Raw genomic sequence first — 24,043 nt, forward strand, 5'->3', positions numbered from 1 at the left:
TCTTATGATTTTTGGTAAGCTAAAGTATTTATAAATCTGGAGATGAGTTATCCACAGGAAGGGTTCATGCGATCATAGAGGAGCTTTAAGCCCTCTAATGTCAGGTTGGGTCTAACCTCCTGAATAGTGTGAGAAATTGGAACAATTGTTTGGGCCAGCCCGCCAGTCGCGATGACAAGTGGGGATTCTCCGATTTCCTGTTGAATTCTCCTCACGATTTCATCAACCAATCCAGCATATCCATACATGATTCCTGCCTGCATACTGGAAGTCGTATCTTTTCCAATCACGGATGCCGGGATAACCAAATCAACTTTTGGAAGCTTTGCTGTTTTGGTGTGTAGGGTATCTGCTGCGCTTTTTAAGCCAGGGGCAATGGTTCCACCTAGGTACTCGGCTTGTTGTGTGACGATACAAAATGTGGTCGCGGTCCCAAAATCAACAATAATCAGATATCGTTTATACCGAGCAAATGCTGCGGCCGCATTGACGAGACGGTCTGTCCCGATTTCCTCTGGATTATTGTACTGGAGGATGAGCCCATGAGGACATGCGCTGGTGACGATTAGAGGTGATTGTCCGAATAATGATTGGGCCAACATGTCGAAAATATGTGTGAGAGGGGGGACCACACTAGTGACGATACAGCCTAGGATGTCTTCTGGCAGGATTTTATGAAATTGAAGGAGGGACCGAAAGATAATGCTATATTCATCAGGAGTCTTGGAATTGTCGGTGGATAAGCGCCAGTGTGAGATCAGGGTGCTGTCTTGAAAAACCCCACAGACAATTTGTGAGTTTCCAATGTCGATGGCTAAAAGCATAAAAAAGGTCTCTCCTTTTGAGCAGTCCTTCAGAGATGGGTCATGGTTGGGCGGTTGTGCGAAGATGAAGGATTTCGCCGGAATGAATATCTCGAATCCTGGCTGATTGATCGTTTAAGTCGGAAGGGGAAGGAATGACTCTGAGTTGGCCATGTTCTCCTATGGAATGAGCCAGCCCCTGGAGTTGGCTTCCATCAGGAAACTGTACCTGAATTGCTTGTCCAATGGTGCCACACCAATGCGTGTATTCCACAAGATAAGACAGAGGTCCGTTGGACCTCAGATTTTCCCAGTTTTTTTCCAGTGATGTGATCATTTTCATGATGAGCTCTTCTCTGTTCACACTATAGCGACAATGGATCTGCAGAGAAGTCGCACTAGTTTGAAGTTCTAAAGGAAATTCCGATTGAGTGAGGTTAACGTTAATTCCAAATCCGATTACCACGCAGAAATGGTGTGTTGGATTTCGAAAGGAATCACATAAAATGCCACCCAATTTACGACCTCCAATTAATAAGTCATTGGGCCATTTTAGATCGACACGAATAGATGTCTGTTGTTCGAGTGCCTGGGCAATGGCCACTCCGGCCATGAGAGGAACCCATCCTAAATATTGAATGGGTGTCTCATGAACAAAAAGGAGAGATCCGTAAATATTGGACTTGCCTGGGGAAAACCAAGACCGATCAAGTCGACCTCGTCCCGAGGTTTGTCTGTCGGCCAGTATGACGGTTCCAGAAAGTGCTTGGTTCTTGGCTTTTTCCACGGCCAATGCATTGGTTGAGCCTAATTCATCAAAAATATAAAGGGTTTTGCCAAATTTTTTTGAGGGGAGAAGGGCGGCTATTTTTGAGGAGGATACCACTGATAAGTCAGGGGGTTAGAGGAAAATCAGTCTCATCGTTGGCGCTTTTGAGGACGTCTTTTTGTTCGGAGAGGAACGATCTCCATGGAGAGGTCCATGGATGGCGCGGAATGTGTGAGTGCCCCAATCGAGATGAAATCCGGTCCGGCTTCTGCCATATCTCGAACGTTGTCCAAGGTCATGCCTCCTGATACTTCCACCAAGGCCTGTTTTTGGATGATGTCTATGGCCTGTTTGACATGACGGGGGGTCATGTTATCCAATAAAAGAACATCGGCTTTTCCCTTTAAGGCCTGTCGAACCTGAGCAATTGTTTCGACTTCCACGCAAATTTGAAGGCCATGCGGGGCATGTTGCCTGGCCCATAAACATGTCTGGGTGATGTTCATCCGTTGGGATGCCATGACCATCAAGTGATTATCTTTAATGAGAATGCCGTCATGGAGTGAGAAGCGATGATTTTTACCTCCGCCAAGGCGGACGGCCCATTTTTCTAAGGCCCGGAGTCCAGGTGTTGTTTTTCGTGTGTCCACTAAAGCGACTGGATAATCACGAACAGCCTCGCAGAACTGATGGGTGAGAGTGCTGATTCCCGAAAGCCGTTGGAGGAAATTCAGGGCGATTCGTTCGCCTTGAAGGAGCGATTGCGCCTTTCCTTTCATGCTCAGGATAGTGGTTAACGGGCGCACCATGCTTCCATCGCCAGCATGAGTGGTAAGTTCAAGGGTTGAATCGATTGATTGAAACACCTCTCTGGCAACGGCCACACCCGCCACGATCATGTGGGCTTTTGCAATGATGTCGGCGCGAGCTAATAGAGTTGGTGGAATGAGAAGGGTTGAGGTCAAGTCTCCGTAGGCAAGGTCTTCTTCCAGCGCAGCGCTGATTACGCGCCGGATGGAAAAAAGAGGAGGAGGCGAGGCCAGAGAAGGTACACCCATCAGGTCGTCATGGAAACCAGTTGTTGTTCCGTCATATTCAGAATTCCCAACTCATCAATCAGCTTGGTACGGCGGTCTTCTGATTCCTGTATTACGGAAGACTCCGCCTTCTCCCTAAATTCAGAAGAGGATAACCGATTGCCAAGGCGCTGCACTTCCTTCTCTTTTTCTCCAATTTGTTTCTGAATTTTTTTGATCACTTCATGAAGGTCAATCTCATTGGGAACAGGAATGCCAATAGTGCTGAAATGACCAGAAGGCAATTGTAATGTACGGAGAGAAGGGATGCCCTGGTCTGTGATGACCGATGAGCGCAGAATTGACTCGATATGGGGCGCAAGAAAGGCCAGAGTGGCCGTGTCATTGTCCTGGGTGGTCGCTCCATAGATCGAAGGGGTTTGAGCAGAGGAAATATTCAGGAAGGCTCGCCCGGTTCTCGCCGTGTTGACAAACGCTTGGAGAAACAAAAAAGCCTGTTCGGCTTCAGCATTGACCCATTCCGGCTTTTCAGCAGGGAAGGGTTGCGTCATGATTGATAGCCCTTCGTGCGGGAAGGATTGCCATATTTCTTCGGTAATAAATGGCATCACGGGGTGTAACAGCCGTTGGATGATTTCAAATGATTCCAAGAGTGTCTGGCGGGTGACAGGCGCATCAGGATGGTTTTCCTGTTGGAGGCAGGGTTTGGCGAGTTCTATGAACCAATCACAATATTCATGCCAGACGAATTGATAGAGAGCAGAGGCGGCTTGGTCAAAGCGATAGTCTTCAAAGGCATTGCTCACTTCACGGATCGTATGGTTCAGTCGGCTGAGAATCCATCGATCTGGAAAAGGGCGGAGCTCTGCTGCGAGTGATGTCCGCGGTCCGTCCGCATAGAGATGAATAAATCGTGCGGCATTCCAGAGTTTTGTGACAAAATTTCGATATCCTTCAATGCGTTCCTCGGCCAGTTTAATGTCCCGGCCAGGAGAGGCCATTGAGGCCAGGGTAAACCGCAGGGCATCCGTTCCATATTGTCGCATTTTGGTGAGGGGGTCAATCACATTTCCTTTGGATTTGCTCATCTTCTGACCTTCGGCGTCTCGAACCAGGGCATGAATGTACACATCACGAAATGGGACCTGCCCCGTAAATTTCAGGCCCATCATGATCATTCTGGCAACCCAAAAAAAGAGAATGTCCAGTCCGGTGACTAGGGTTGCTGTTGGGTAAAATGATTTGAAGTCTTCTGTGTTGTCTGGCCACCCGAGGGTAGAAAACGGCCAGAGGGAGGATGAAAACCAGGTGTCCAATACATCAGGGTCTTGAAAGAGGTTGGTCCCGCCGCATGTTGGACAGGATTGTGGTGGAGTTCTCGAGACGATGGGTTGTGCATCGGGGGTGATAAAGCAGCTCATTGTGAGGTGGGAAGAAATCATTTTGTCGCCAGGGACTTCGCCAACCTGGCTAGTTTGGAGTAACTTGTCCTTGTTGCAGGTTCGACAGTACCAGGCGGGAATTTGATGTCCCCACCAGATTTGGCGAGAAATGCACCAATCCTTGATCTGGTGCATCCAGCCCAAATAATTGTTTTTCCAGCCATCGGGAATAATTCGAATGTGTCCGGTTTCAACCGCTTGGATGGCAGGAGTTGCCAAAGGTTGGATTTTGACGAACCATTGCGGTGAAAGATAGGGTTCGACAACGGTTTTACATCGATAACATTTCCCGAGGGCCATGGCGTGATCTTCAACCTTTAGGAGAAGTTCTTGCTTCTCCAGGGCTTCTATCACCATGGTGCGGGCTTCCTGGACTGATTTGAGGTTGAGTGTGGTTTGAAGTCTGGAGTCTGCTTGAGATTCTTGAAGTCCTGAAAGGCTCATTCGAGCTTGGAAATCGAGTATGGACAGGCGCGGAAGACCGTGTCGCTCGCCTGCTTCAAAGTCATTAAAGTCGTGAGCAGGTGTAATTTTGACGGCTCCGGTTCCAAATTCCCGATCAACTAATATCGGATCAGCTAAAATGGGAATGGTTCGTGTCGTTAAAGGGACGCGAGCTTCTTTGCCGATATACCGCTGGTAGCGAGGGTCCTCAGGATGGACAGCCACTGCGGTATCTCCCAGAACGGTCTCTGGTCTGGTAGTGGCCACCATGAGAAATTGTGTTGGATCGTCAGAGAGGTAATACTGAATGTAATAAAGCTTTCCTTTAATTGGTTCGTGCTCGACTTCAATGTCGGACAGGGCTGTCAGGCAGCGCGGGCACCAATTTATTAAACGTTCCCCCCGGTAAATAAGTCCTTCCTCGTACAGACGAACAAACACCTCTCGAACAGCTCGTGAAAGTCCTTCGTCCATGGTAAACCGGAGACGAGACCAATCGCAGGAGGCTCCTAACTGTTTTAACTGTTCGATAATGGTATTTCCTGATTGGTGTCTCCACTTCCAGACCCGGTCGATGAAGGCCGAGCGCCCGATGTGTTCTCGTGACTGACCTTCCTGCGCGAGTTGCCGCTCCACTACATTTTGCGTCGCAATCCCCGCATGGTCTGTCCCAGGAACCCAAAGAGTGTTTAATCCCTGCATGCGTCGCCATCGAACGATAATGTCCTGGATGGTCGTATTGAGGGCATGGCCGATGTGGAGTGATCCGGTGACATTGGGGGGAGGAATGACCAGGCAATATGATTGAGAGTGGTTGCCGAGGTCAGGTTGGAAGAGATGGTGCTGCATCCAATAGGACCCCCACCGTTGCTCGACTTCATTAGGGTTGTAGGTTTTTTCTAACTGTGAAGATGACATACTATTGTTGATAGGGTGTTTTGGAATTGGCAAAAAAGTCTCCGATGTTATCACGGGCCCTACAGGCCCGCAATACGACCTCTTGTTCCTCCTATGATGCCTGTGGTAAAAACAAATTCTATTAAATTTCCAAAGTATTTCAATTCACTCAGGAGAACACCCATGCCACGTGGTCGGCAAAAAGATCGTGATTTGCGAAGAAAACATCGAAAAAATCAACAGCGGGTAAAAGGTTTAGAAGTGGCCCGGCGCGAAAAGGGCAAAAAGAAATAAGAGCCTGATTTTTTGAGGCCGTGGCCTTCATTCCATAGAGCCTCATTTCTCTTCTTGAATTTCCATCCTAATGATTTTCGTTTGATCGAACGAACCTACAAGGCCATTCTTAGGCAGAGGACAGGTCGTCGGCCTCTACGCCCTTGATCCTCCTCCCTCCTCATTTATTGTATGAGTTCCTCCCCCATAAAAGTCATTTTTTTTGATGCCGTAGGGACTTTATTCGATGTAAAGGGATCGGTAGGGGAGGTCTATTTAACGTATGCTAAAAAATACGGGGTCCCGGACACCGAACACACCCAATATGCATTGAATGCCGCATTCAAGCAAACCATGAAAGACATGCCTCTTCCGATTTTTTCGGTGGAGCGGCCGGAAAAACTCAAGCAGTGCGAGCGGTTGTGGTGGTTTGATGTTGTGCATGCCGTTTTTTATCGGGTGGGGATGTTCGAAGGATTTGACGAGTTTTTTGAGGAGGTATTCGAGGCGTTTGGGAAGCCTATCCATTGGGAGCTGTTTCCTGAAACACTCGAAATATTAGCTGAGTTGAAAGGGCAAGGCTTTGAACTCGGAATTATTTCCAATTTTGATAGTCGGTTTTTTCAGGTTTCGCGTGGGCTTGGTCTCAGCACGTTTTTTGATTCTGTGACCATTTCCAGTTTGGTCGGGTCCGCCAAGCCAGCCAAAAATATTTTTGCTCATGCCCTCGATGAACATATGGTGATCCCTCAAGAAGCACTTCATGTAGGAGATCATCCTCTTGAGGATTTCGAGGGGGCGCGACAGGCTGGTCTTCATGCCGTCTTGATTGATCGTTCAACAAATAGCGTCCCTCATCATCCACAGACCCTTTCAAATTTGATTGAACTGCGTTCATACGACCTCTTGCATCGCTAAAACCCCACCCTGCATCCAAATTTTTCCCAACCTTCCGAGTGCGATTTGAAAACCAGGTGCCCCGTCCCTTTCCCTCACCGACGGGTAAGTAAGAGGGTAAATCCTGAAAGGGCCGAATGGCGGCGAGTGGCCAGGCACCAAGCTCGCAAGCCGACCCTTCACGATACCAAGGCGTCTAAGAAGCTCAAAGGAAATCAAAATGGGAATACTTGACCATTTGGGCCGTTCAGGTTACGGTTCATGATCAAAGTATATCCCTTCAAGGCTGGTGCGGCCTTTTTTGACATAATGAACTCTTTCCAGGTGTGGAATCCGTAAGTTAATACTCCTTCGTCAAAAACACGAAGCCCGTGGAATTCTTTGCCATCAGTGGATTGTTGAATGGGTTGGCCGCTAGCGGGTTGGCGTCCTTTGTCTATTTCCGCGCTCCAAAGGATCCCAGGCATTGGACGTTCGGTTTATTTGGAATCGCCACTGCTTTATGGAGTTTTGGGTATTGTGCCTGGCAAGTCGCGGATTCCGAGTTTTTTGCGCTCCTCAATCTTCGTATATTAATGGCAGGGGCGATCTTTATTCCCATTACATTTCTGCATCATGTTTTGTATTTACTTAAGAAAGAGAATATTTATCGTACCACCATTAAATGGAATTACCTTGTGGGAGGGGTATTCCTTCTTGCCGATTTTACGCCTTTCTTTATTCAAGGTGTCCGCCAAATTTCCGTTTTTCCGTTTTGGGGTGTGCCTGGTTTGGTCTTTCATTTTTGTTTGATTTGGTGGGTCGGACTTGTAATCTTTGCCCATCTTCTTCTTATTCAAGCCTATGCGAAGGAAAGAGGATTACGTCGAAGGCAATTTTTGTATCTCCTTATAGGCTCTGCAATCGGATACATCGGTGGGGCTACTAATTATCCCTTGTGGTATGGGATTGAAGTATTACCCTACGGAACTATTGGGTTTGCGGTATATATTTCAATCGTAGCCTATACCTTGTTGCGTTTTCACTGGTTGGAATTTTCAGTGTATGTTGAAAAAGGATTGTCCTATTTTGCTATTTTATTGTTTGTCTCGCAGCCGGTGTATCCGATGCTGCTACTGGCCCAGAAATCCCTGCTGGGTGCCATTAATGTCCGGTTTTCCGTCGTGCAACTTGTGCTCCATCTCATGACGGTTGTGGGAGTTTATCAGATGAAAGTGGGAACGAAGGGCGCGGTCGCGAGAACCATACTCAAAGGCCGGGAATTGAGGACTCAAGCTCTCTCCAGATTTTCTTCAAAAGTCGCTAACATGCATAATATTCAGGATTTGGGTCAGGCGATTCTAGAAACGGTCGGAAGGAGTGCTGGAGCATCGAAGGCCGCAATCTTTGTTTTGCAAGTTGAAGAAAATCGTTATAGGGCCGTTTCAAATTTCGGATTTTCTCCTGATCATCCTGTTATCCAGAATGGATGGGCTATCTCCGACAATCTGCCACAATTACTACTATTTACGCAGGCAAAAGTCTCCATCGGGGAATTAAAAGGTTTAGATTCCAATGAGGGCGAGAGGCATATAGCCGAAATATTAGAAGGTGCCGGATTAGAGTTGTTCTATCCGATCTTTGGGAATAACCAATTATTGGGCGTTTTGGCGCTTGGCCCTACGTCTAGTGAAGCTATTCGGATGATGGGTGGAAAAACATTTTGGAATACCATTATTCAGGAATCTGCCTTAGCTTTAGAAAATGCTATTTTACGCGAAGAAATTCACCGGTCCCAGAATTTGCTTTGCCAAGTGGATCGCCTACGGTCGCTTGAGGCCATGGCCAATGGATTGACTCAGGAACTTCATAGTCCATTAGTCTCAATTAAAGCGTTTGTTCAAGTGGCTGAAATGCGACGGCATGACGGGGAATTTATGGATAGGCTTCATCGTATCGTCGGAGAAGATCTTGCGAAGATAGAAGCCTTAACAAAAGAGATCAGAGAATATGTCAAACCTTTATCGGGATCATTGAATGCCAAAGCCCATATCCACGATATCATTGATTCCTGTCTTTTGTTTGTAGCGAGCAATCCTTCTTACCATAAGACGATGATTGAGAAGATATTTAGTCCAGATGTTCCGATGGTCTCTGTCGATCGCCAGGGGCTCATGCAGGCCATTTTCAATGGCCTGTTATTTCTCTTAAAGGACCCCTCGCATTTGTCTGGAACTTTGCGAATTGAAACAGAAGCTGGTCGCCAGGTTTTGGGGCAAAATTGGCTTCAAGTTTCGGTGTGGTGGAAAGCGGAAAGAATGTCAACGGATTCTGAGCTGGTTTCAATAGAGGAGTGGGACTTTGATAATTGCGTAATTGATGAACCTGACCCTTCCGCCACGCAAGGGTTGATCCTTGCACATCAAATTATTCAACGTCATTCTGGACGTCTTCAGCTTTTGACCAATGAGCGTGGCATTCTTGGATTTCAAATCCAACTGCCCCTCAGTCTACCCTATGGCAATGAGTATTCCTTGACTTCATTTCGTAACCCCGCCATTCCTCTTAAGCAGGTGAAGGTAACCCCAGACGCTGGCCATCCTTTTTCGTAGGAAAAATTGGTAGAATCCTGGAGGTTGGGTGCTGACTCCTTCTGAGTCAGGTCGGTAGTTGAATTGCGGCATTCTTCCTCTATGAATAGCTTCTCTCGAAATGAGCGTTCCGTTTTTGACCATGTACCACTGGTTATCTATCAGTGCACTCAACAGGGGATTGATCGGAATTTTAAGTTTGTGAGTCCGTACGTTTATTCATTGTTAAGCTTGACTCCTGAGCAACTCACCCAAGATTCTAAAGCGTTTTTTTGTCGGATTCATCCGGAAGATCGGAATATGTTTTTGAGAGCTTGGGAGAAACACACCCATTTGCCTGCAACCATTCGGTTAGAATATCGGATGCTCGGTGAAGGAAATCGAGTGGTTTGGGTTCAAGAAAATAGTGTGATGTCTCAGGGGAGCATCGAAAATGAAATGATCTGCCATGGGGCGTTAATTGAAATCCCTGATCACCAACATATCAAAGAGGAATTGCAGCGCTGGGACCGAGAGCTTCAATCCTTGACCGGTAATCTTCCCGATATTATTGGACGCTTTGATCGTAAGAACCGTGTTATGTATTTAAATCGGTGGTGGGATAGCGTTGACCCAATTCCCCCAGAAAAGTATTTGGGTAAAGAACTCATTGAATTGGGGGTATCTCAAAAGGTCGCAGGTGTATTTGAAGAGAAAATTCAATCGGTGTGTAAAAAGGGTATATCAGAATCCCTGGAGATTTCCCATCCTACTGGAAAAGGACTGAAAAATTTTGAAATACGATTTTGTCCGGAGCCAACTATCGGTGGACAAATTTTAACCGTCTTGCTGATCTGTCGTGATGTGACAGACGTTCGAATGGCTGAGTTGGCTTTTAGAGACAGTGATGAAAAATTTCGCCAACTGGCCGAAACGGTGGATAGTGTGTTTTGGATCTGGGATGTAGACCTACAGCAAATTGTTTATGTGAGTCCTGCTTACCAACGACTTTGGGGCGGGGATCCTCAAAAACTCATGAATAATCCTTTTGATTGGTTGAGCATTGTTTTTCAGGAAGATCAGGCCAAGGTTGAAAATTTGTTTCTAAAGAGAATCGATGCAAAAGGCCTTGATATTGAATATCGAATTGTCACTGGTCGCCATGAGCTACGCTGGATCCATAACCGAACCTTTCCGGTGAAGGATTCATCAGGGAGGATCCATCGGATCATTGGGATAGCTCAGGATGTGACGGAAAGAAAGAAATGGGAGGAAGAGCGGTTGCGGGGGGCAAAGCTCGAATCACTTGGGCTTCTGGCCGGAGGACTTGCCCATGATTTCAATAATCTGCTCACAGCCATTTTAGGCCAACTGTCATTGGCGAAATATACACTGGACTCATCCAACCCGCTATTTACTCGGATTTCTGAGGCCGAACATGCCTCTTTGAGAGCACAAGATATTGCGAGGCAACTCCTGACTTTTTCTAAGGGCGGGGCCCCGGTAAAAAAGACTGTTTCCTTGAAAGAGATCTTGCATGAGAATGTCCGGTTGGTGCTCGCCGGCTCTAATGTCCGTCCAATCTTTAACATTTCCGATGATTTGTGGCCGGTTACAATTGATGCTGGTCAAATTTGCCAGGTGATTCATAATCTTGTGATCAATGCGAGGCAGGCGATGGAGGAGGGAGGGGAATGTATCATTCAAGCTCAAAATGTTAAAGGAGATGGGGTTGAACTATCTGGTTTGGGAGCGATGACTTCGCATGCTCAGGATTGGATTGAAATCCGCTTCATTGACAACGGGATTGGGATTTCAAAGGACAATCTAGAAAAAATATTTGATCCCTATTTTACAACCAAGTCCACAGGGTCAGGGTTAGGACTTGCGACGTCCTACTCCATTGTGAGGAATCATGGCGGATTGTTGGCTGTGAAGTCCGCACTTGGCGAAGGTAGTACTTTTTCTTTATTTTTACCCGCTATTCCTATTCAAGAAATGTCTCCAGAATTGCCGGAGCGGAGCGTGAAAGTAGGACAAGGCAAAATACTAATCATGGATGATGAAATTCAAATACGAAACGTTCTTGGTGAGATGGTGGGAACCTGTGGTTACAGCTACCAAACAGCCAAAGATGGAGACGAAGCCTTAAGAAATTTTTGTGAAGCAAGAGAAATTGGTTCCCCATTTTCAGCCGTCATCCTTGATTTAACCATACCCGGCGGGCTAGGAGGAAAAGAAGTCATCAGCCGGCTCTTGACTATAGATCCTCAAGTCAAAGCTATTGTGGTGAGTGGTTATTCGAATGACCCTGTCCTTGCCAATTATCAGGATTATGGTTTCAAGGGTCGAGTAGCCAAGCCTTTTAACCTTGTGGACCTCAGTGTGGTCCTTCATTCCGTTTTAGAGAAGACGACATCATAAGTTTTGGCCAAGGTGGGGTGTCCTGGCATTTGCCTAATTGTTTGTGAAAACGGGGGAATCCTCATTGGTGACGGATTCCCCCGTTTTCTATTTCTATGACCACTGTCCCTGAAAAAGCCAAGCTCCCGTGCGATGCGAAAGAGGGATGCCTTTCTTTCTGGTTAATTCTTTGTGATTACCAAAAATAGGTTGACCCCTTCAGGTTCTTGTTCAATACGGATTTGATTCTCTGTAAACCCGCATTCCTGCGCAAGCATGCGAAGGTGCATTTGGCTTCGATGAAATAAATCCCATTTGAAAAGTTCCATATAGCCGCGACTGGGATTCTCAGTGGTGAAATTCCCAATCACCATTTTCCCATTTGTTTTGAGAAGGGTAAAGAACCTTTTTAAGGTTCGCTTAAAGATATTGTCATTGAAATAATCAAATAATCCCGCCGACCAAATCAGGTGGTAGGTTTTGTTCGGTGAAAAACGAAACACGTTTTTGTGCGTAAACTGAATATGAGAAAGAAAGTCACGGCAAAGGTCCTTGGCATAATCGATGGCCTGTGCGTCCTGATCAACGCAATCAATCTCGAGTTTGGAAGTCCCAAGAACCTTGAGAGCTTCATACATATCGCGTCCAGGGCCGGAGGCTAAGTTGAGGATATGGCTGGTTGAAGGGGTTTCCATTTTTGTTTTCCATAATTGGTCAAGGAAAAAAGATAATCGGTTTCTGACTGCCTTAGGTGCTTTTTGGGTATGAAAAAACTCGTCCCACTTAGATAACTGAGGGTTCGAAGATGTCTCGTAATTGTAAATTTTTTCAATAATTTGATAGTCGCCTGCATATCCTAACGGTTTATGGTACGCCCAACCCTGAATGGTTGCGGGTGAAAGGGCTTCTCCAAAAGCCGCTCGAATTAATCCTAATTGATCGGCGGAAAAGATCTTGTGTATATTTTCTCGGGAAAACTGTTGAAGGAGGGTATTCAGCAAAGGATAGTCTGATAGATTTGGTCCTCCTTTTTTTGAGAATCCGGAAATGAGTTCAGCTGTGCTTTGGGCAAGTTTTTGAATCTCTGTGGTTCCACTTGGATAAAATTGGGAAAGTGGGATAGTGTGTGGGAGCATAGGAAACCTCCTGTTTGTTGTAAGGGAGAAATATAATGTTGAATGTTGAACATATCCCTACACGTCAGAGACGGTAAGGACTGGAATGCATGGAATGAAAATTGGGAAAAAATGTGAACGGAAGAATATCTTAATGTTCCCCTGAGAGGGGGCAGGGGAGAGGCAGTTCCTGGTCCGGAATTCGTCCGCATAGTTGGACAAAGACCCGGGATACTTGAAGGTTGACCGCTAAGAAAGATTTAGGGAATTCATAGGACCTCGTCTATTCCCTCAGTTTTTCAAATAGAAGGAACATGTGGATGGGGGAACACATGAAAAGGAACATAACGGTCCTGCTTAATGTGCGGGACATTACCCGATCTTAGAGACCCCTGTCTAGGAAATTAACGTGACGGTTTCATGGAATCTCATGTAGTGGATGAATTTTTATTGCCTGTTAAGATAAAGTGATGCTTTAGTTTAATTTTTGAGAATGTATGGCGAATGTGGTGACGCCCTAGACTTGGCTAGGATCAAACTTGAAAGAACTTCTGGTTGATGACGAAGATAATAAAACATCAAAACAAAAAAAAAATCCAGGCCTCAAGCTAAGGCTATTCAGGGCATTCCAAAATCAAAAAAAACACAATTTCAGAAACGCCTCCTGACGTGGTATGGGGAATTCGGGCGGGATCTTCCATGGAGGAGGACCAGCGATCCGTATAAAATTTTGGTTTCTGAGGTCATGTTGCAACAGACACAGGTGGATCGGGTTATACCAAAATTCCATGAATTCCTTGGGAAATATCCTACTCTGCAGGATTTAGCGGTCGCTCACCCCGATGATATTCGCAGAACGTGGTATCCCCTGGGGTACAATATTCGACCATACCGACTTCATGGCATTGCCTGTGAGACGATTGAGCGTTATGGCGGAGCCATTCCCAGTAAGGCAAAAGAGCTGCTTTCTCTGAAGGGCATTGGTCGTTATACCGCAGGAGCCATCAGATCATTTGCGTTTAATAAAGACGCCCCTATTTTAGACACTAACGTGATGCGGGTATTGCATCGGATATTTATTGGGAAAGGGGAGGCTAAGAAGCAGAAGACGGAGTTATGGGTTCTCTCTGAAACACTTATTCCCAGAGGCAAAGGGTATGATTTTAATCAGGCCTTAATGGATTTTGGAGCCATGATGTGTACGGCCAGAAAACCCACTTGTTTATTGTGTCCAATGAGGAATATTTGCCTCACCGTTTCTTCGGACGAAAGGTAGTGATCTGCAGCAGTCATCGACTATTGTTGTGGCTGCCGCCATTATTTGCCGGAAAGATATGATTCTTTTGGCAAGGAGAAAGCCGGAATCCCATCTAGGGGGGCTTTGGGAATTTCCAGGGGGAAAAAAGGAAGTTGGAGAGACTCTGGAAGATTGCCTGCGCAGGGAGGTGAGGGAGGAGTTAGGGGTGGATATTAGTGAGCCTCTGCCGTTCCATGCTCTCCATTATCAATATCCAGAAAAAGTGGTGGAGTTGAATTTTTTTACCTGTTCCATCATTCAGGGCATTCCTCAACCGTTAGAGTGCGCTGAGATCGCCTGGGTTTACAAACATGAATTGAATTCCTTTGCTTTTCCTCCCGCCGATATCCCTGTTGTACACAAAATCCTTCATTCTGGGCATCTGGCCGAATGAGTTTTTCTGGCTTTCTCAAAGGCGTATCCATAAAGGAAAATAAGGTGACGCTTTCAATTTCCAGCCCTCAGTCGATTTGTGATTATTGGTACCGTGGGTTTCTCAGATGCCATGGTTCTCCAATGGGCAATTTTTACGCTTTCCCAATGAGGAGACAGTTCTTAAGTAGGGTGGTTGGCTGTTTGACGTTTGTGAACCCTCCCAGAAAACTTGACTGCGCCATGTTGGAAATGCGATGCCTTCTGCGGTCCGGCTAAGGTGCCTGGTCGGCCAACTCATGGGGCGTGAGATTCCTTAATGACCCATCCGCAAGGTGTTCATTGCGGTTCACCTCTCGATTCTCCCGCCTCGCTCTGGGCTGCTTTTTCCCCCCATACAATGCTAGGGACTTTTTGGCAGTTTTAGGTAACTGCCGTTTAAATCAATCGGGAAAATTTCGGACTAAACCTATGTCCGAGACGGCGGCCATTTGAAGTATGGGGATATGCGAAATGGGGAAATGGACGCACATTACTAATGCAATGTCCTGAATTGGGGTGACGAAAAAGCCGGATATGGCGGATAAGTGGTAAAGAAACAGCCAAGTTGTCTTTGGAATAACTATTTAATCAATGTCTGCCAGTGCCAAATGACATTTCCATAATTATATGGCCGAATGAAGTCTTCCGAGGTAGGCAATCTATGTAGTTAGGATCATGATTTATCTATTGACCGGAGGTGTTTTGAAGGCGACGAATTTCTTCAGCTTGTTGGTCTACGATTTTTTGAAGGTCTCGCAACTGGGAGTTCAGTGAATCTATGGTCATGGGTGGTTCAATATTTTTTTGAGGGGTCGTCTGTGTGCGAGGCTGAGTGCGTATATTCTCTTTGTTAATTGGGTTTAGATGTTCAAGATTTTGATAGTTGATGATAATCCCATGGGACGTCGAGGGAATTGCCATGAAGTTTTGGATGTTTTCCGCCCTTATGCTAGCTTCCTGGTGGGAAAAGACCAGAGAGGTTGGCTGGAATTTTTGAGGAGAATTTTGCATTTTTGGAGATACCCCTGGGTAGGATTTTAAGTTTTCCAAAGTCAACAGAAGAGTGGATGGAGGAAAAGCGGCGAGCATTCCCTGAGTCGGAAAATGCTGCTCATTAGTCGGTGGACACTTAAAATGGATAACTTCTTCTGGTGTGACCTGAGAAAATGCCATGGATACATGGGGTGCCAAAAAAATTATTTGAGATGGAGAGAATGCTGGAACGGGGTGGTGATTTGAAAGCAGTAATTGTTGGAGTATGCCTTCCTCCTGGCTGATGGTCATGCCATTTAAAATCTTGGCAATAAGAGATTCAGAAAGAGAGGCTGGATGCGTTGGGGCCTGCTTTAGAGCGTTGGATGTTTTTAGGGAAATAACGCACTCAGGTCCCTCAAAAAGAACCGTTTCTACTTCAGGAGTCCAAGAGCACTGCAAATTGAAGATGGCCAGGATAGCGATGACGATGATCAAACATCGTTTAGTGAATCCCAGCGGCTTGATATGACCTAAAGACGGTGTGAATGAATGTGGCGGTGCTTGGATCACTTCGCCAGATGTTCAGGAAATAAGAGCCAGAATTATCATGACGGCAAAGGAGACCAAAAAAACCGATGGAATTGATCAGGTTTGTCGAATACCACAGGCACGGGCAATCCCCTCCTGATATCGTGACCACAAGTTCAATGCCTCTTCTAATAGGGAGAGTACCTTGATCTGATCACCGCTTTCATCGGTATGATGCGTCACCATGTCATACACCGTTTTCCGAGATCCTGCGGAAAACATATGTTGGGCACGAATATAATCCATAAATGCCGGTGATAAGCCTTGGTGCTGACTGAGATAATGTTTCCGGACAATATCTTCAATCTCATCCTGGTTTTGTGCTGGCTGGGGATATAGCACTTCTTCCGGATCATTGGCCGTTCCTTTTATAAAAATTGAAAGAACCGCCGCCCCCACCGACCACTCTTCTTCCTGGCATATTTGATTTAACCATTCTCGATATCCACGGCTTGATGCCAACAGTTCCACATCCCGAAATCCAGCCCTATCAAATCCTAATCCATTCATCATATGAAGAAATAGTTCTTGGTGAGGCTGTCCAAGGGAGAATCCTCCTGTTTCCTCTTCGTAGATAATAGTGGCAAGCAGCCGGCGTGCTTCCCATGGCGGATTTTTCCCAAGAATCTGAGCGAGGAGTACAGAGAAATCGCGAACATAGACAACATATTCCTGATGAAAAAAAATATTCAATTTTTCTTTAGTAATCGTGCTACCTTCAAGAAAGGGAGTGGCCCAATGGTGTTTTCGGCGAAGCACATCAAATATTCGGTCACGAAATTGTTCTGGTGAAAGTTTTCTCATATAGAGGGGTTATCCCTTACAACGGTCTATTTGCTTGAAATGAAAAGGTGGGCTTTTTAGTAAATATAGGATTATGATAGACATCCTACATGCCTACATATTGATATCACATTATCACATATCAAAGGAGTCAGTAACAATGCAACCAATTAACCTGGCCGATCCTGATGCCATTTTAGAATTTTTAGCGAGCGTGACTCTACGGGGCGAAGGGGTCACAGCCGAAAATTTAATGGAATATGTTATGGATGAGGGATTCACCGAGCCCACGTACTTAAGTGCCAAAGGCGAAGATCCTCTGGCATTTTACAAAGGACAACCCAATGCCTGGGGGATTTATCAAATCCGCGAATGGAAAAGGGTTTTAATAATTTCTGGGGGAACAGGAAAGATAAGGCGAGCCCAAATTACCGAAACTCCTTAAGCTTAAACAAACTTTGAGTAAGGTTTAGTTAATTAGTGAGGAATGGCTCAATTTTTCTTATGAGTCGCGTTTTACTCCAACCGTATATTGGAACAGAACGTTTCTTAATACCAGCCTCCTATTAATTTCCCTTCTTCGAAGTAGAGATATCTGTGCTTAATCGTGCTTGAGTCCAGCCAGTCTTCATAGATCCATTCTTCTCGTCGTATTCCTTTTTCCGTATAGCTGACATTCATTTGATAAGGGGAACCCCAGGCATCCATCACTTGCTCGCGACTCATGCCAGCCATGACAGATTTATCTTGTAGGTGCTGTTCAAAGGTTGGGTCAAGTAATCGTGGTACAACGCCCCATCCGACCATCCAGAGCCCAAAAGCTACCAACAAACTATATATTGTGAGCCTAACCGGGCGTCGACAGATCCATGGGGTGGTTTGAGATCCGTCCCTTGTCGGCTGGGAAATCTGTTCAGTCTCCGGACGTGAAATGTTTCTCTCTGCAGATAGTGACGGTGAAGACATTTTTAGATTTTCGTGTGTTATCATTAATAAGGTTTATTAAGGTGATTTACTCATTAATCTAACAGTGGATTTCCAGGCGGGTCAAGGTGAAATTGTATGTTTTTGGAAGTTGAACAGAACCCGAATTTTGAGGGTTCATATTTCATAAGGTTTAAGGCGTTAGGACCTCCGCGGCGGGTATCCCATGTAAAATCCTATGATCGGATTTCCCAGGGAGAATGGTGTGTGGTGACGGGGTGGTGTGATGATCCTGATCAACCACTGTGTCCGGCTTATGCGCAAAGGGTAGAAGATTCAGGTGCAGGTTCAGCCTTTATTGTTTTTGGAGGAAATTGGGGTATTCGGCTAAAACTCGCAACCGATGCCAATGATTGGAATATTGAGGACGCCAATCAATGGGGCGAGGGCTACTTATCATTAGGAGAAGAACGGGATCTTAGATTTGAGTAAGGTCGTCGATAGGTCAAACTCCAAACATTATTCGGGCAGAAGATCAATCTTCATAGTGGGGTTGAGGAACAGATTTGATCGGTGCCGATGGAGCAGGCATCCGTTTCTGAAATTCTGGTGAAAAGGGGTTGAGGATGGGTTCATGAGTTAATCGTTGCTGAGTCCTGACGAGTTGCAGGCTTTGAGTCGTGATTTCCAGCCGGTCAATCGGGATGTCGAGAGAGAGGATATTGGGAATCCCATTAATGGCGAACATTTGGTAGGCCAGCGACCAGGTGAGCTTTTCTTTTCCTTGTTCTTTGACAATGAAATCGGCTTCCGGTGAAGGAGGCCCCTTAAACAGCAGGACCCAGAGATTGGATCGGAAGGTTGGCGCTGACGGTTCTGTCGGAGGAACAAATTCAGGGACAAGGGAAGGAATGTTTTGTAAGGGAACCGCAGGGGAAAATTCCACTTCGCATCGCTGAACATACAAGGTCGGAATGTTCTTGCCTTCATTTAAATCGGGAATATAGGAGAAGGAATAGCGAACTTGGATGCCATTCCGGGTATAGGTGTAAACATCTTCGCCATTTCCTGGTGAAACCAAATTTTTGAAATATTTTTCCCAATCGGGGAACGTGTAGTAGCTGAAAACACGGAGGGCGGCTTTTCGGGATCGAACCGCCATCGGAGTTCCTAGTGTTTGGCGTAGCTCTTCTTGTGTTAAACCTAAATAGCCGTCTTCAAAATAGGGTTTGGCTGAACCAGGGGTAGGCCACAAGATTCCCCCTATGCTACAAAGTATTGTAATTAACGCGGCAAAGGCCACCCATATAAGCGGCCTTTTACAAAGTGGGAAGGAAAATGTCATAAAAAGAGAGTGAATTTCGTAATCCTATTTCTTGAAATTCCTGGAAGTCAAGAATGGGGGATGAGAAATGGCTGATAGGCCTTGAGAAGTTGACCGTGAGTTGGGATGTTTTTGAATGATGAGGGGGTAAGAATGAGCACATTAGAAGCGGCTTTAGAATCTCGAATCCTTGTGCTAGATGGAGCCATGGGTACCATGATTCAGGCCCATAATCTGAGTGAAGGGGATTTTCGCGGGACGCGTTTCCTGGACCATGCCTGTGATGTCAAAGGCAATAATGATCTGCTAAGCCTGACGCAACCAAAAATTATTGAAGATATCCATGTGCAATACCTTCAGGTTGGCGCCGATATCATTGAAACGAATACCTTTAATTCCAATGCTATTTCTCTAGCCGATTATCAGATGGAGGCTTTGGCCTATGATTTAAATTTGGCAGGGGCCCAATTGGCTAAGCGTGCGGTGGCTCGGGTACAGGCAGAGAAACCTGGTCGGACGTGTTGGGTCGCCGGGGCCTTAGGCCCCACCAATCGAACTGCATCGATGTCGCCTGATGTAAATAATCCGGCATTTCGAGCGGTCACCTTCGATGACTTAGCTGCAGCGTATTATGATCAGGTTCGGGGATTGGTGGAAGGTGGCGTCGACCTTCTTCTGGTCGAAACCATTTTTGATACGTTGAATGCGAAGGCCGCTTTTTATGCTATTGCTCAGTATAGCGAAGAAGTGCACCGCCAATTCCCAATTATGGCGTCGGTCACGATTACGGATCTCAGTGGCCGGACGTTATCAGGGCAACTGATCGAGGCGTTTTGGAATTCTATTTCTCATGCCAATCTTTTGAGTGTGGGGATAAATTGCGCGTTAGGGGCCAAACAAATGCGCCCTTATATTGAAGAGCTTTCTAAAGTGGCGCCCGTCTATATCAGTTGTTATCCCAATGCGGGATTGCCTAATGCCTTTGGCGGGTTCGATGAGACGCCAGAGCGAATGGGCGGAGACCTTCGCGATTTTGCCAGCCAAGGCTGGGTCAATATTGTGGGTGGGTGCTGCGGAAGTACGCCAGAGCATATTCGAGCGATTGCGGGAGGGGTCAAAGATTATGCTCCGCACAAAAAAACACATGTTCCGCGTCTCACCCGGTTGAGCGGATTTGAACCACTGACTATTCGGCCAGAAGGAAATTTTGTCAATATTGGTGAACGGACCAATGTAACGGGTTCACCGAAATTTTCAAAATTGATTCTCAACGGGAATCTTGAGGAAGCCTTGGCTGTGGCGCGCCAGCAAGTCGAAGGAGGTGCGCAAATCATCGATGTGAATATGGATGAAGGGCTCTTGGATTCCCAGAAAGCCATGGTTGAGTTTTTAAATCTGATCGGATCCGAGCCGGATATTGCCCGTGTTCCCATTATGATTGATAGCTCAAAGTGGTCGGTCATTGAGGCGGGACTCAAGTGTATTCAAGGTAAGGGTGTTGTCAATTCCATTAGTCTCAAGGAAGGCGAGGACCAATTCCTGGAGCAGGCTCGGAAGATTCGTCGCTTTGGTGCTGCCGTGGTGGTTATGGCATTCGACGAAACAGGTCAAGCAGATACGCTTGACCGAAAAGTGGAGATCTGTACGAGGGCCTATCGTCTTCTGACCGAGAAGCTGAACTTTCCGCCGGAGGACATTATTTTTGATCCCAACATTTTGACTGTTGCAACTGGCATGGAGGAACACAATGCCTATGCCGTGAATTACATTGAGGCCACGAGACAAATCAAAGCCACGTTGCCTTTCTGTAAAGTCAGTGGTGGAGTCAGCAATATTTCCTTTTCCTTCCGAGGGAATAATACGGTTCGCGAAGCTATACATTCCGCGTTTCTTTACCATGCTATCAAGGCGGGGATGGACATGGGAATTGTGAATGCCGGCCAATTGGGAGTTTATGAAGAAATTCCCAAAGATCTCCTCAAATTAGTAGAGGATGTCTTGTTGAATCGGCGGCCGGAAGCTACTGAGGAATTGGTTACCTTCGCGGAGACGGTCAAACAACAGGGCAAAGCAACTGTAATTGATGATGAGTGGCGCCAGGGCACGGTAGAAGAACGTCTCTCGCATGCGTTGGTGAAGGGACTTGTCGAATTCATTGATGCCGATGTGGAGGAAGCCCGTCAGAAATACCCTAAGCCTCTGGATGTCATTGAGGGGCCTTTAATGGATGGGATGAATGTGATCGGGGAGTTGTTTGGCGCGGGAAAAATGTTTTTGCCTCAGGTGGTCAAAAGCGCGCGAGTCATGAAAAAAGCTGTGGCGTATTTGTTGCCGTTTATGGATGCGGAAAAGGTTGAAGGTGAGAGTCGAAGCCAGGGTAAGATCCTGCTCGCGACAGTAAAGGGCGACGTGCATGACATTGGAAAAAACATCGTCGGTGTGGTGCTAGCCTGCAATAACTATGAAGTTCTCGATCTGGGTGTGATGGTTTCCTGTGACAAAATATTGCAAACCGCTCGCCAAGAAAATGTGGATCTGATTGGCCTTAGTGGACTGATTACTCCTTCCTTGGATGAAATGGTTCATAATGCACGAGAAATGAGTCGAGAAGGCTTCTCTATCCCTCTGCTAATTGGCGGAGCCACCACCAGCAAGGCCCATACCGCGGTGAAGATTGCGCCCGGGTATACCAGCCCAGTCGTGCATGTATTAGATGCGTCCTTAGCGGTTAATGTCGTACGCAAGTTAATGAGCCCTGATGATAAAAACGCTTTTGTGCAGGATGTGCAGGCGAAACAACAGAAAACGCGGGAAGCCTATCTAGCCAAGACAACGGCCAAAAAATTTGTATCATTGGAAGAAGCGAGAAAGCAGCCCTTCGACATTCATTGGGAGACGGCGTCCATTGCCAAGCCTAGTGTTCTTGGTTGCAAAGTTCTTGAGGATGTGACACTTGAAACGCTTGTTCCCCTAATTGACTGGTCCCCCTTTTTCCACGCATGGCAATTGCGCGGGAAATTTCCGAAAATTTTTGAAGACCCCGTGGTTGGGCCAAAGGCCAAAGAACTCTTTGACGACGCTCAAAAGCTCTTGCAAGAAATCATTGACCGAAAATTGCTTACGGCCAAAGGTGTCTATGGATTGTTCCCAGCCAATAGTCAGGGCGATGACATTATCATCTACAAAGATGAGACGCGTTCGGAGCGTGTTTCAGTCTTTCATACTTTGCGCCAGCAAATAGAAAAGCCTCGAGGGGATTTTTATTATGCATTGGCTGATTTTGTGGCCCCGCAGTCCAGCGGAAAAGCGGACTATATCGGTGGTTTTGCCGTCACGGCCGGCCTTGGTATCGAAGCCCTCTGTCAGCGGTTTGAACAGGATCATGATGATTATAACGCTATTATGGCTAAGTCTTTGGCCGATCGATTAGCCGAGGCCTTTGCCGAATGGCTCCACCGTGAAGTGCGGCAGGAATGGGGATTTGGCCAAGATGAGCAATTGACCAACGAGGAGCTCATTCAAGAAAAGTATCGTGGAATTCGTCCCGCGCCGGGGTATCCGGCCTGTCCGGACCATACTGAGAAACAGCATTTGTTTGAGTTGTTGCAGGTTGAGAAAGCCGTAGGTATTCAGCTGACCGAATCCTATGCCATGTATCCGGCTGCGTCAGTCAGTGGTTTCTATTTTTCGCATCCCCAAGCCAAATACTTTTCCGTTGGAAAAGTGCAGCAGGATCAAATCCAAGATTATGCCAAGCGGAAAGGGATGGATGTCTCGGTGATGGAACGCTGGCTTTCCCCAAACTTGTCCTATGACCCTACTTGAGGATATAGAGAATTTTGATTTCCAATTTTTGTGAGTAGCGGGGTTCCGTAATCATTTGGGGGAGAGACAGGAGGAGTATTTTAAAGTCGGTCTGAAATCTACGAGTGCTAATCTGGATCAGAATATCGTTGACCACTTTCACCTGACCAACGGCTGATCCCAATTTCTTGAGATTCCCATAAGGCCTGAATTTCTTGAGCTGCCAAATCCGCTTCTTTTGTCCGCTCTTCACCTTCTGGTAATTTCTGAATTTCTTTTGAAAGAGCTTGGCTTGGCTCTGGGCCTCGCCCTCGCGGGGAGTTTTTGAGTAACACATTGATTGGCATAGTTACCTCATGTTGTATCTTAATGTTTCATGGATAGCGCCTCGTCGCGTGGACTGTCAAGTCTGACGAAGGAAAGGACTTGTCTGCCAGAATGGCCGGTTGTGAATGTCCCATCTACGTGAGACTTTCTTAGTTCCTTGGGCATCGTACCTTTCAATGAAACCCATGAAAATTATTGTCCCGGGCTGGTAGCGGTTTAGCCAAGGTTGCCTTCTGGATTGTCCCTAAAGCGGAGAAAATTCTGTCAACTTCGCTCTACCGTCTACGTCCTAATAAGCATGCTAAGATTAGACCAGGATCGGTTGGAGTTTGTCGGGGGATTCAACCATTAAAGATTCAATTGGGTGGCTTATGCTCTGAAGAGCTTTCACGATCCATTGATATCGTTCTTCGGCCCAATTATCAAATGCAGAAGAATTTTCAAATACCAAGTCCCAGGCGGGAACTGAGTCCAATAGCAACAATTGATGGGGAGCGTTATGTCCTGGGAAATATACCACCAAGACTGCAGATTTTCCCATGAGACTGATATCCGTAAACATATGAATCATGGCTTGGGCTGGAAGCTCATTTGTGCGGGAGGCGGCTTCAACGATTGGTCCATAAATACGATGGAGGAGTTGTTGTGTCGTTTCATAAGGCGATTTGCTTTGATGGAGATGGGGATTGGGCGCCTCACCTAGCAGATTCGTTACTAGATATTGGAGGGCTTCCCATGAGGGCATAGCCCCAGAATTGACCAGCGAATCCATTAAGTACGACATCCAGTTCCGACATTCAGGCATGATTGTATTGCTCATGGACATTTCCTCACAGCCATTTCTTAGGGGTTCTAAGAAATTTTAGAGTTGTTGATGAAGAGTACGCTACCAGACAAGGAAGGAATTCCCAGGGCAGATGAGTCATTCTAATATGAAGATATTATTCGGTCAAATATTAATTTCTTTCAATACTAGTT

19 protein-coding genes are annotated in these 24,043 nt (G+C 46.3%); 8 read left to right on the forward strand and 11 right to left on the reverse strand.

Going from position 1 to position 24,043, the window contains the following annotated elements:
- Nucleotides 1-47 precede the first annotated feature (47 nt).
- Genes PP769_RS13525 through PP769_RS13540 form a run of 4 tightly spaced genes read right to left on the reverse strand, consistent with a single transcriptional unit; the run spans nt 48 to nt 5,446 of the window.
- Nucleotides 48-824, reverse strand: coding sequence for a type III pantothenate kinase (locus PP769_RS13525; RefSeq protein WP_312640971.1), 777 nt, complete (start codon nt 822-824; stop codon nt 48-50).
- Nucleotides 825-864: 40 nt separating this feature from the next.
- The gene (locus tag PP769_RS13530; RefSeq protein WP_312640973.1) at nt 865-1,689 is read right to left on the reverse strand and encodes a biotin--[acetyl-CoA-carboxylase] ligase; all 825 of its coding nucleotides are present in this window, start codon (nt 1,687-1,689) and stop codon (nt 865-867) included.
- A 32-nt stretch (nt 1,690-1,721) separates the two neighbouring features.
- Nucleotides 1,722-2,630, reverse strand: a complete 909-nt coding sequence (gene nadC, locus PP769_RS13535) for a carboxylating nicotinate-nucleotide diphosphorylase (protein ID WP_312640975.1) — start codon at nt 2,628-2,630, stop codon at nt 1,722-1,724.
- Nucleotides 2,630-5,446, reverse strand: a complete 2,817-nt coding sequence (locus tag PP769_RS13540) for a valine--tRNA ligase (protein ID WP_312640977.1) — start codon at nt 5,444-5,446, stop codon at nt 2,630-2,632. Before PP769_RS13540 ends, nadC begins: the two co-directional genes overlap by 1 nt.
- 411 nt (nt 5,447-5,857) lie before the next feature.
- Between PP769_RS13540 and PP769_RS13545 the strand changes: the two genes are divergently transcribed.
- From PP769_RS13545 to PP769_RS13555, 3 genes are all read left to right on the forward strand, one after another.
- Nucleotides 5,858-6,583: an HAD-IA family hydrolase gene (locus tag PP769_RS13545; protein ID WP_312640979.1), complete on the forward strand. Its 726-nt coding sequence runs from the start codon at nt 5,858-5,860 to the stop codon at nt 6,581-6,583.
- Nucleotides 6,584-6,933: 350 nt separating this feature from the next.
- On the forward strand, nt 6,934-9,153 hold the full coding sequence (locus PP769_RS13550; protein WP_312640981.1) for a histidine kinase N-terminal 7TM domain-containing protein: 2,220 nt from the start codon (nt 6,934-6,936) through the stop codon (nt 9,151-9,153).
- Between the two features lie 81 nt (nt 9,154-9,234).
- Complete coding sequence (locus tag PP769_RS13555) at nt 9,235-11,535, forward strand: hybrid sensor histidine kinase/response regulator (protein WP_312640983.1); 2,301 nt, start codon at nt 9,235-9,237, stop codon at nt 11,533-11,535.
- Nucleotides 11,536-11,696: 161 nt separating this feature from the next.
- On the opposite strand, the gene PP769_RS13560 is transcribed toward PP769_RS13555, so the two are convergent.
- Complete coding sequence (locus PP769_RS13560) at nt 11,697-12,650, reverse strand: class I SAM-dependent methyltransferase (RefSeq protein WP_312640985.1); 954 nt, start codon at nt 12,648-12,650, stop codon at nt 11,697-11,699.
- Between the two features lie 724 nt (nt 12,651-13,374).
- Between PP769_RS13560 and PP769_RS13565 the strand changes: the two genes are divergently transcribed.
- Together PP769_RS13565 and mutT are read left to right on the forward strand one after the other, a co-directional pair.
- The gene (locus tag PP769_RS13565) at nt 13,375-13,905 is read left to right on the forward strand and encodes an HhH-GPD family protein (protein ID WP_312640987.1); all 531 of its coding nucleotides are present in this window, start codon (nt 13,375-13,377) and stop codon (nt 13,903-13,905) included.
- Between the two features lie 28 nt (nt 13,906-13,933).
- Nucleotides 13,934-14,320: an 8-oxo-dGTP diphosphatase MutT gene (gene mutT, locus PP769_RS13570; protein ID WP_312640989.1), complete on the forward strand. Its 387-nt coding sequence runs from the start codon at nt 13,934-13,936 to the stop codon at nt 14,318-14,320.
- A gap of 704 nt (nt 14,321-15,024) precedes the next feature.
- Here mutT and PP769_RS13575 read toward each other — a convergent pair.
- Complete coding sequence (locus PP769_RS13575) at nt 15,025-15,261, reverse strand: hypothetical protein (protein WP_312640991.1); 237 nt, start codon at nt 15,259-15,261, stop codon at nt 15,025-15,027.
- A gap of 699 nt (nt 15,262-15,960) precedes the next feature.
- Nucleotides 15,961-16,707, reverse strand: coding sequence for an iron-containing redox enzyme family protein (locus tag PP769_RS13580; RefSeq protein ID WP_312640994.1), 747 nt, complete (start codon nt 16,705-16,707; stop codon nt 15,961-15,963).
- A gap of 139 nt (nt 16,708-16,846) precedes the next feature.
- Between PP769_RS13580 and PP769_RS13585 the strand changes: the two genes are divergently transcribed.
- Nucleotides 16,847-17,131: a hypothetical protein gene (locus PP769_RS13585; protein WP_312640996.1), complete on the forward strand. Its 285-nt coding sequence runs from the start codon at nt 16,847-16,849 to the stop codon at nt 17,129-17,131.
- Nucleotides 17,132-17,235: 104 nt separating this feature from the next.
- On the opposite strand, the gene PP769_RS13590 is transcribed toward PP769_RS13585, so the two are convergent.
- Entirely contained in the window at nt 17,236-17,421 is a 186-nt protein-coding gene (locus PP769_RS13590; protein WP_312640998.1) for a hypothetical protein, read from the reverse strand.
- A 327-nt stretch (nt 17,422-17,748) separates the two neighbouring features.
- On the opposite strand from PP769_RS13590, the gene PP769_RS13595 reads away from it, so the two are divergent.
- Nucleotides 17,749-18,102, forward strand: coding sequence for a hypothetical protein (locus tag PP769_RS13595; protein ID WP_312641000.1), 354 nt, complete (start codon nt 17,749-17,751; stop codon nt 18,100-18,102).
- Between the two features lie 43 nt (nt 18,103-18,145).
- On the opposite strand, the gene PP769_RS13600 is transcribed toward PP769_RS13595, so the two are convergent.
- Nucleotides 18,146-18,865, reverse strand: coding sequence for a hypothetical protein (locus PP769_RS13600; protein ID WP_312641002.1), 720 nt, complete (start codon nt 18,863-18,865; stop codon nt 18,146-18,148).
- A gap of 222 nt (nt 18,866-19,087) precedes the next feature.
- On the opposite strand from PP769_RS13600, the gene metH reads away from it, so the two are divergent.
- Complete coding sequence (gene metH / locus PP769_RS13605; RefSeq protein ID WP_312641004.1) at nt 19,088-22,759, forward strand: methionine synthase; 3,672 nt, start codon at nt 19,088-19,090, stop codon at nt 22,757-22,759.
- 107 nt (nt 22,760-22,866) lie between these two features.
- On the opposite strand, the gene PP769_RS13610 is transcribed toward metH, so the two are convergent.
- A complete protein-coding gene (locus PP769_RS13610; protein ID WP_312641006.1) occupies nt 22,867-23,085 on the reverse strand; it encodes a hypothetical protein in 219 nt (72 codons plus the stop codon).
- A gap of 287 nt (nt 23,086-23,372) precedes the next feature.
- Nucleotides 23,373-23,885, reverse strand: coding sequence for a hypothetical protein (locus PP769_RS13615; RefSeq protein WP_312641007.1), 513 nt, complete (start codon nt 23,883-23,885; stop codon nt 23,373-23,375).
- Between the last annotated feature and the right edge of the window lie 158 nt (nt 23,886-24,043).

The organism is Candidatus Nitrospira allomarina, assembly GCF_032050975.1.
Taxonomy (GTDB): domain Bacteria; phylum Nitrospirota; class Nitrospiria; order Nitrospirales; family UBA8639; genus Nitrospira_E; species Nitrospira_E allomarina.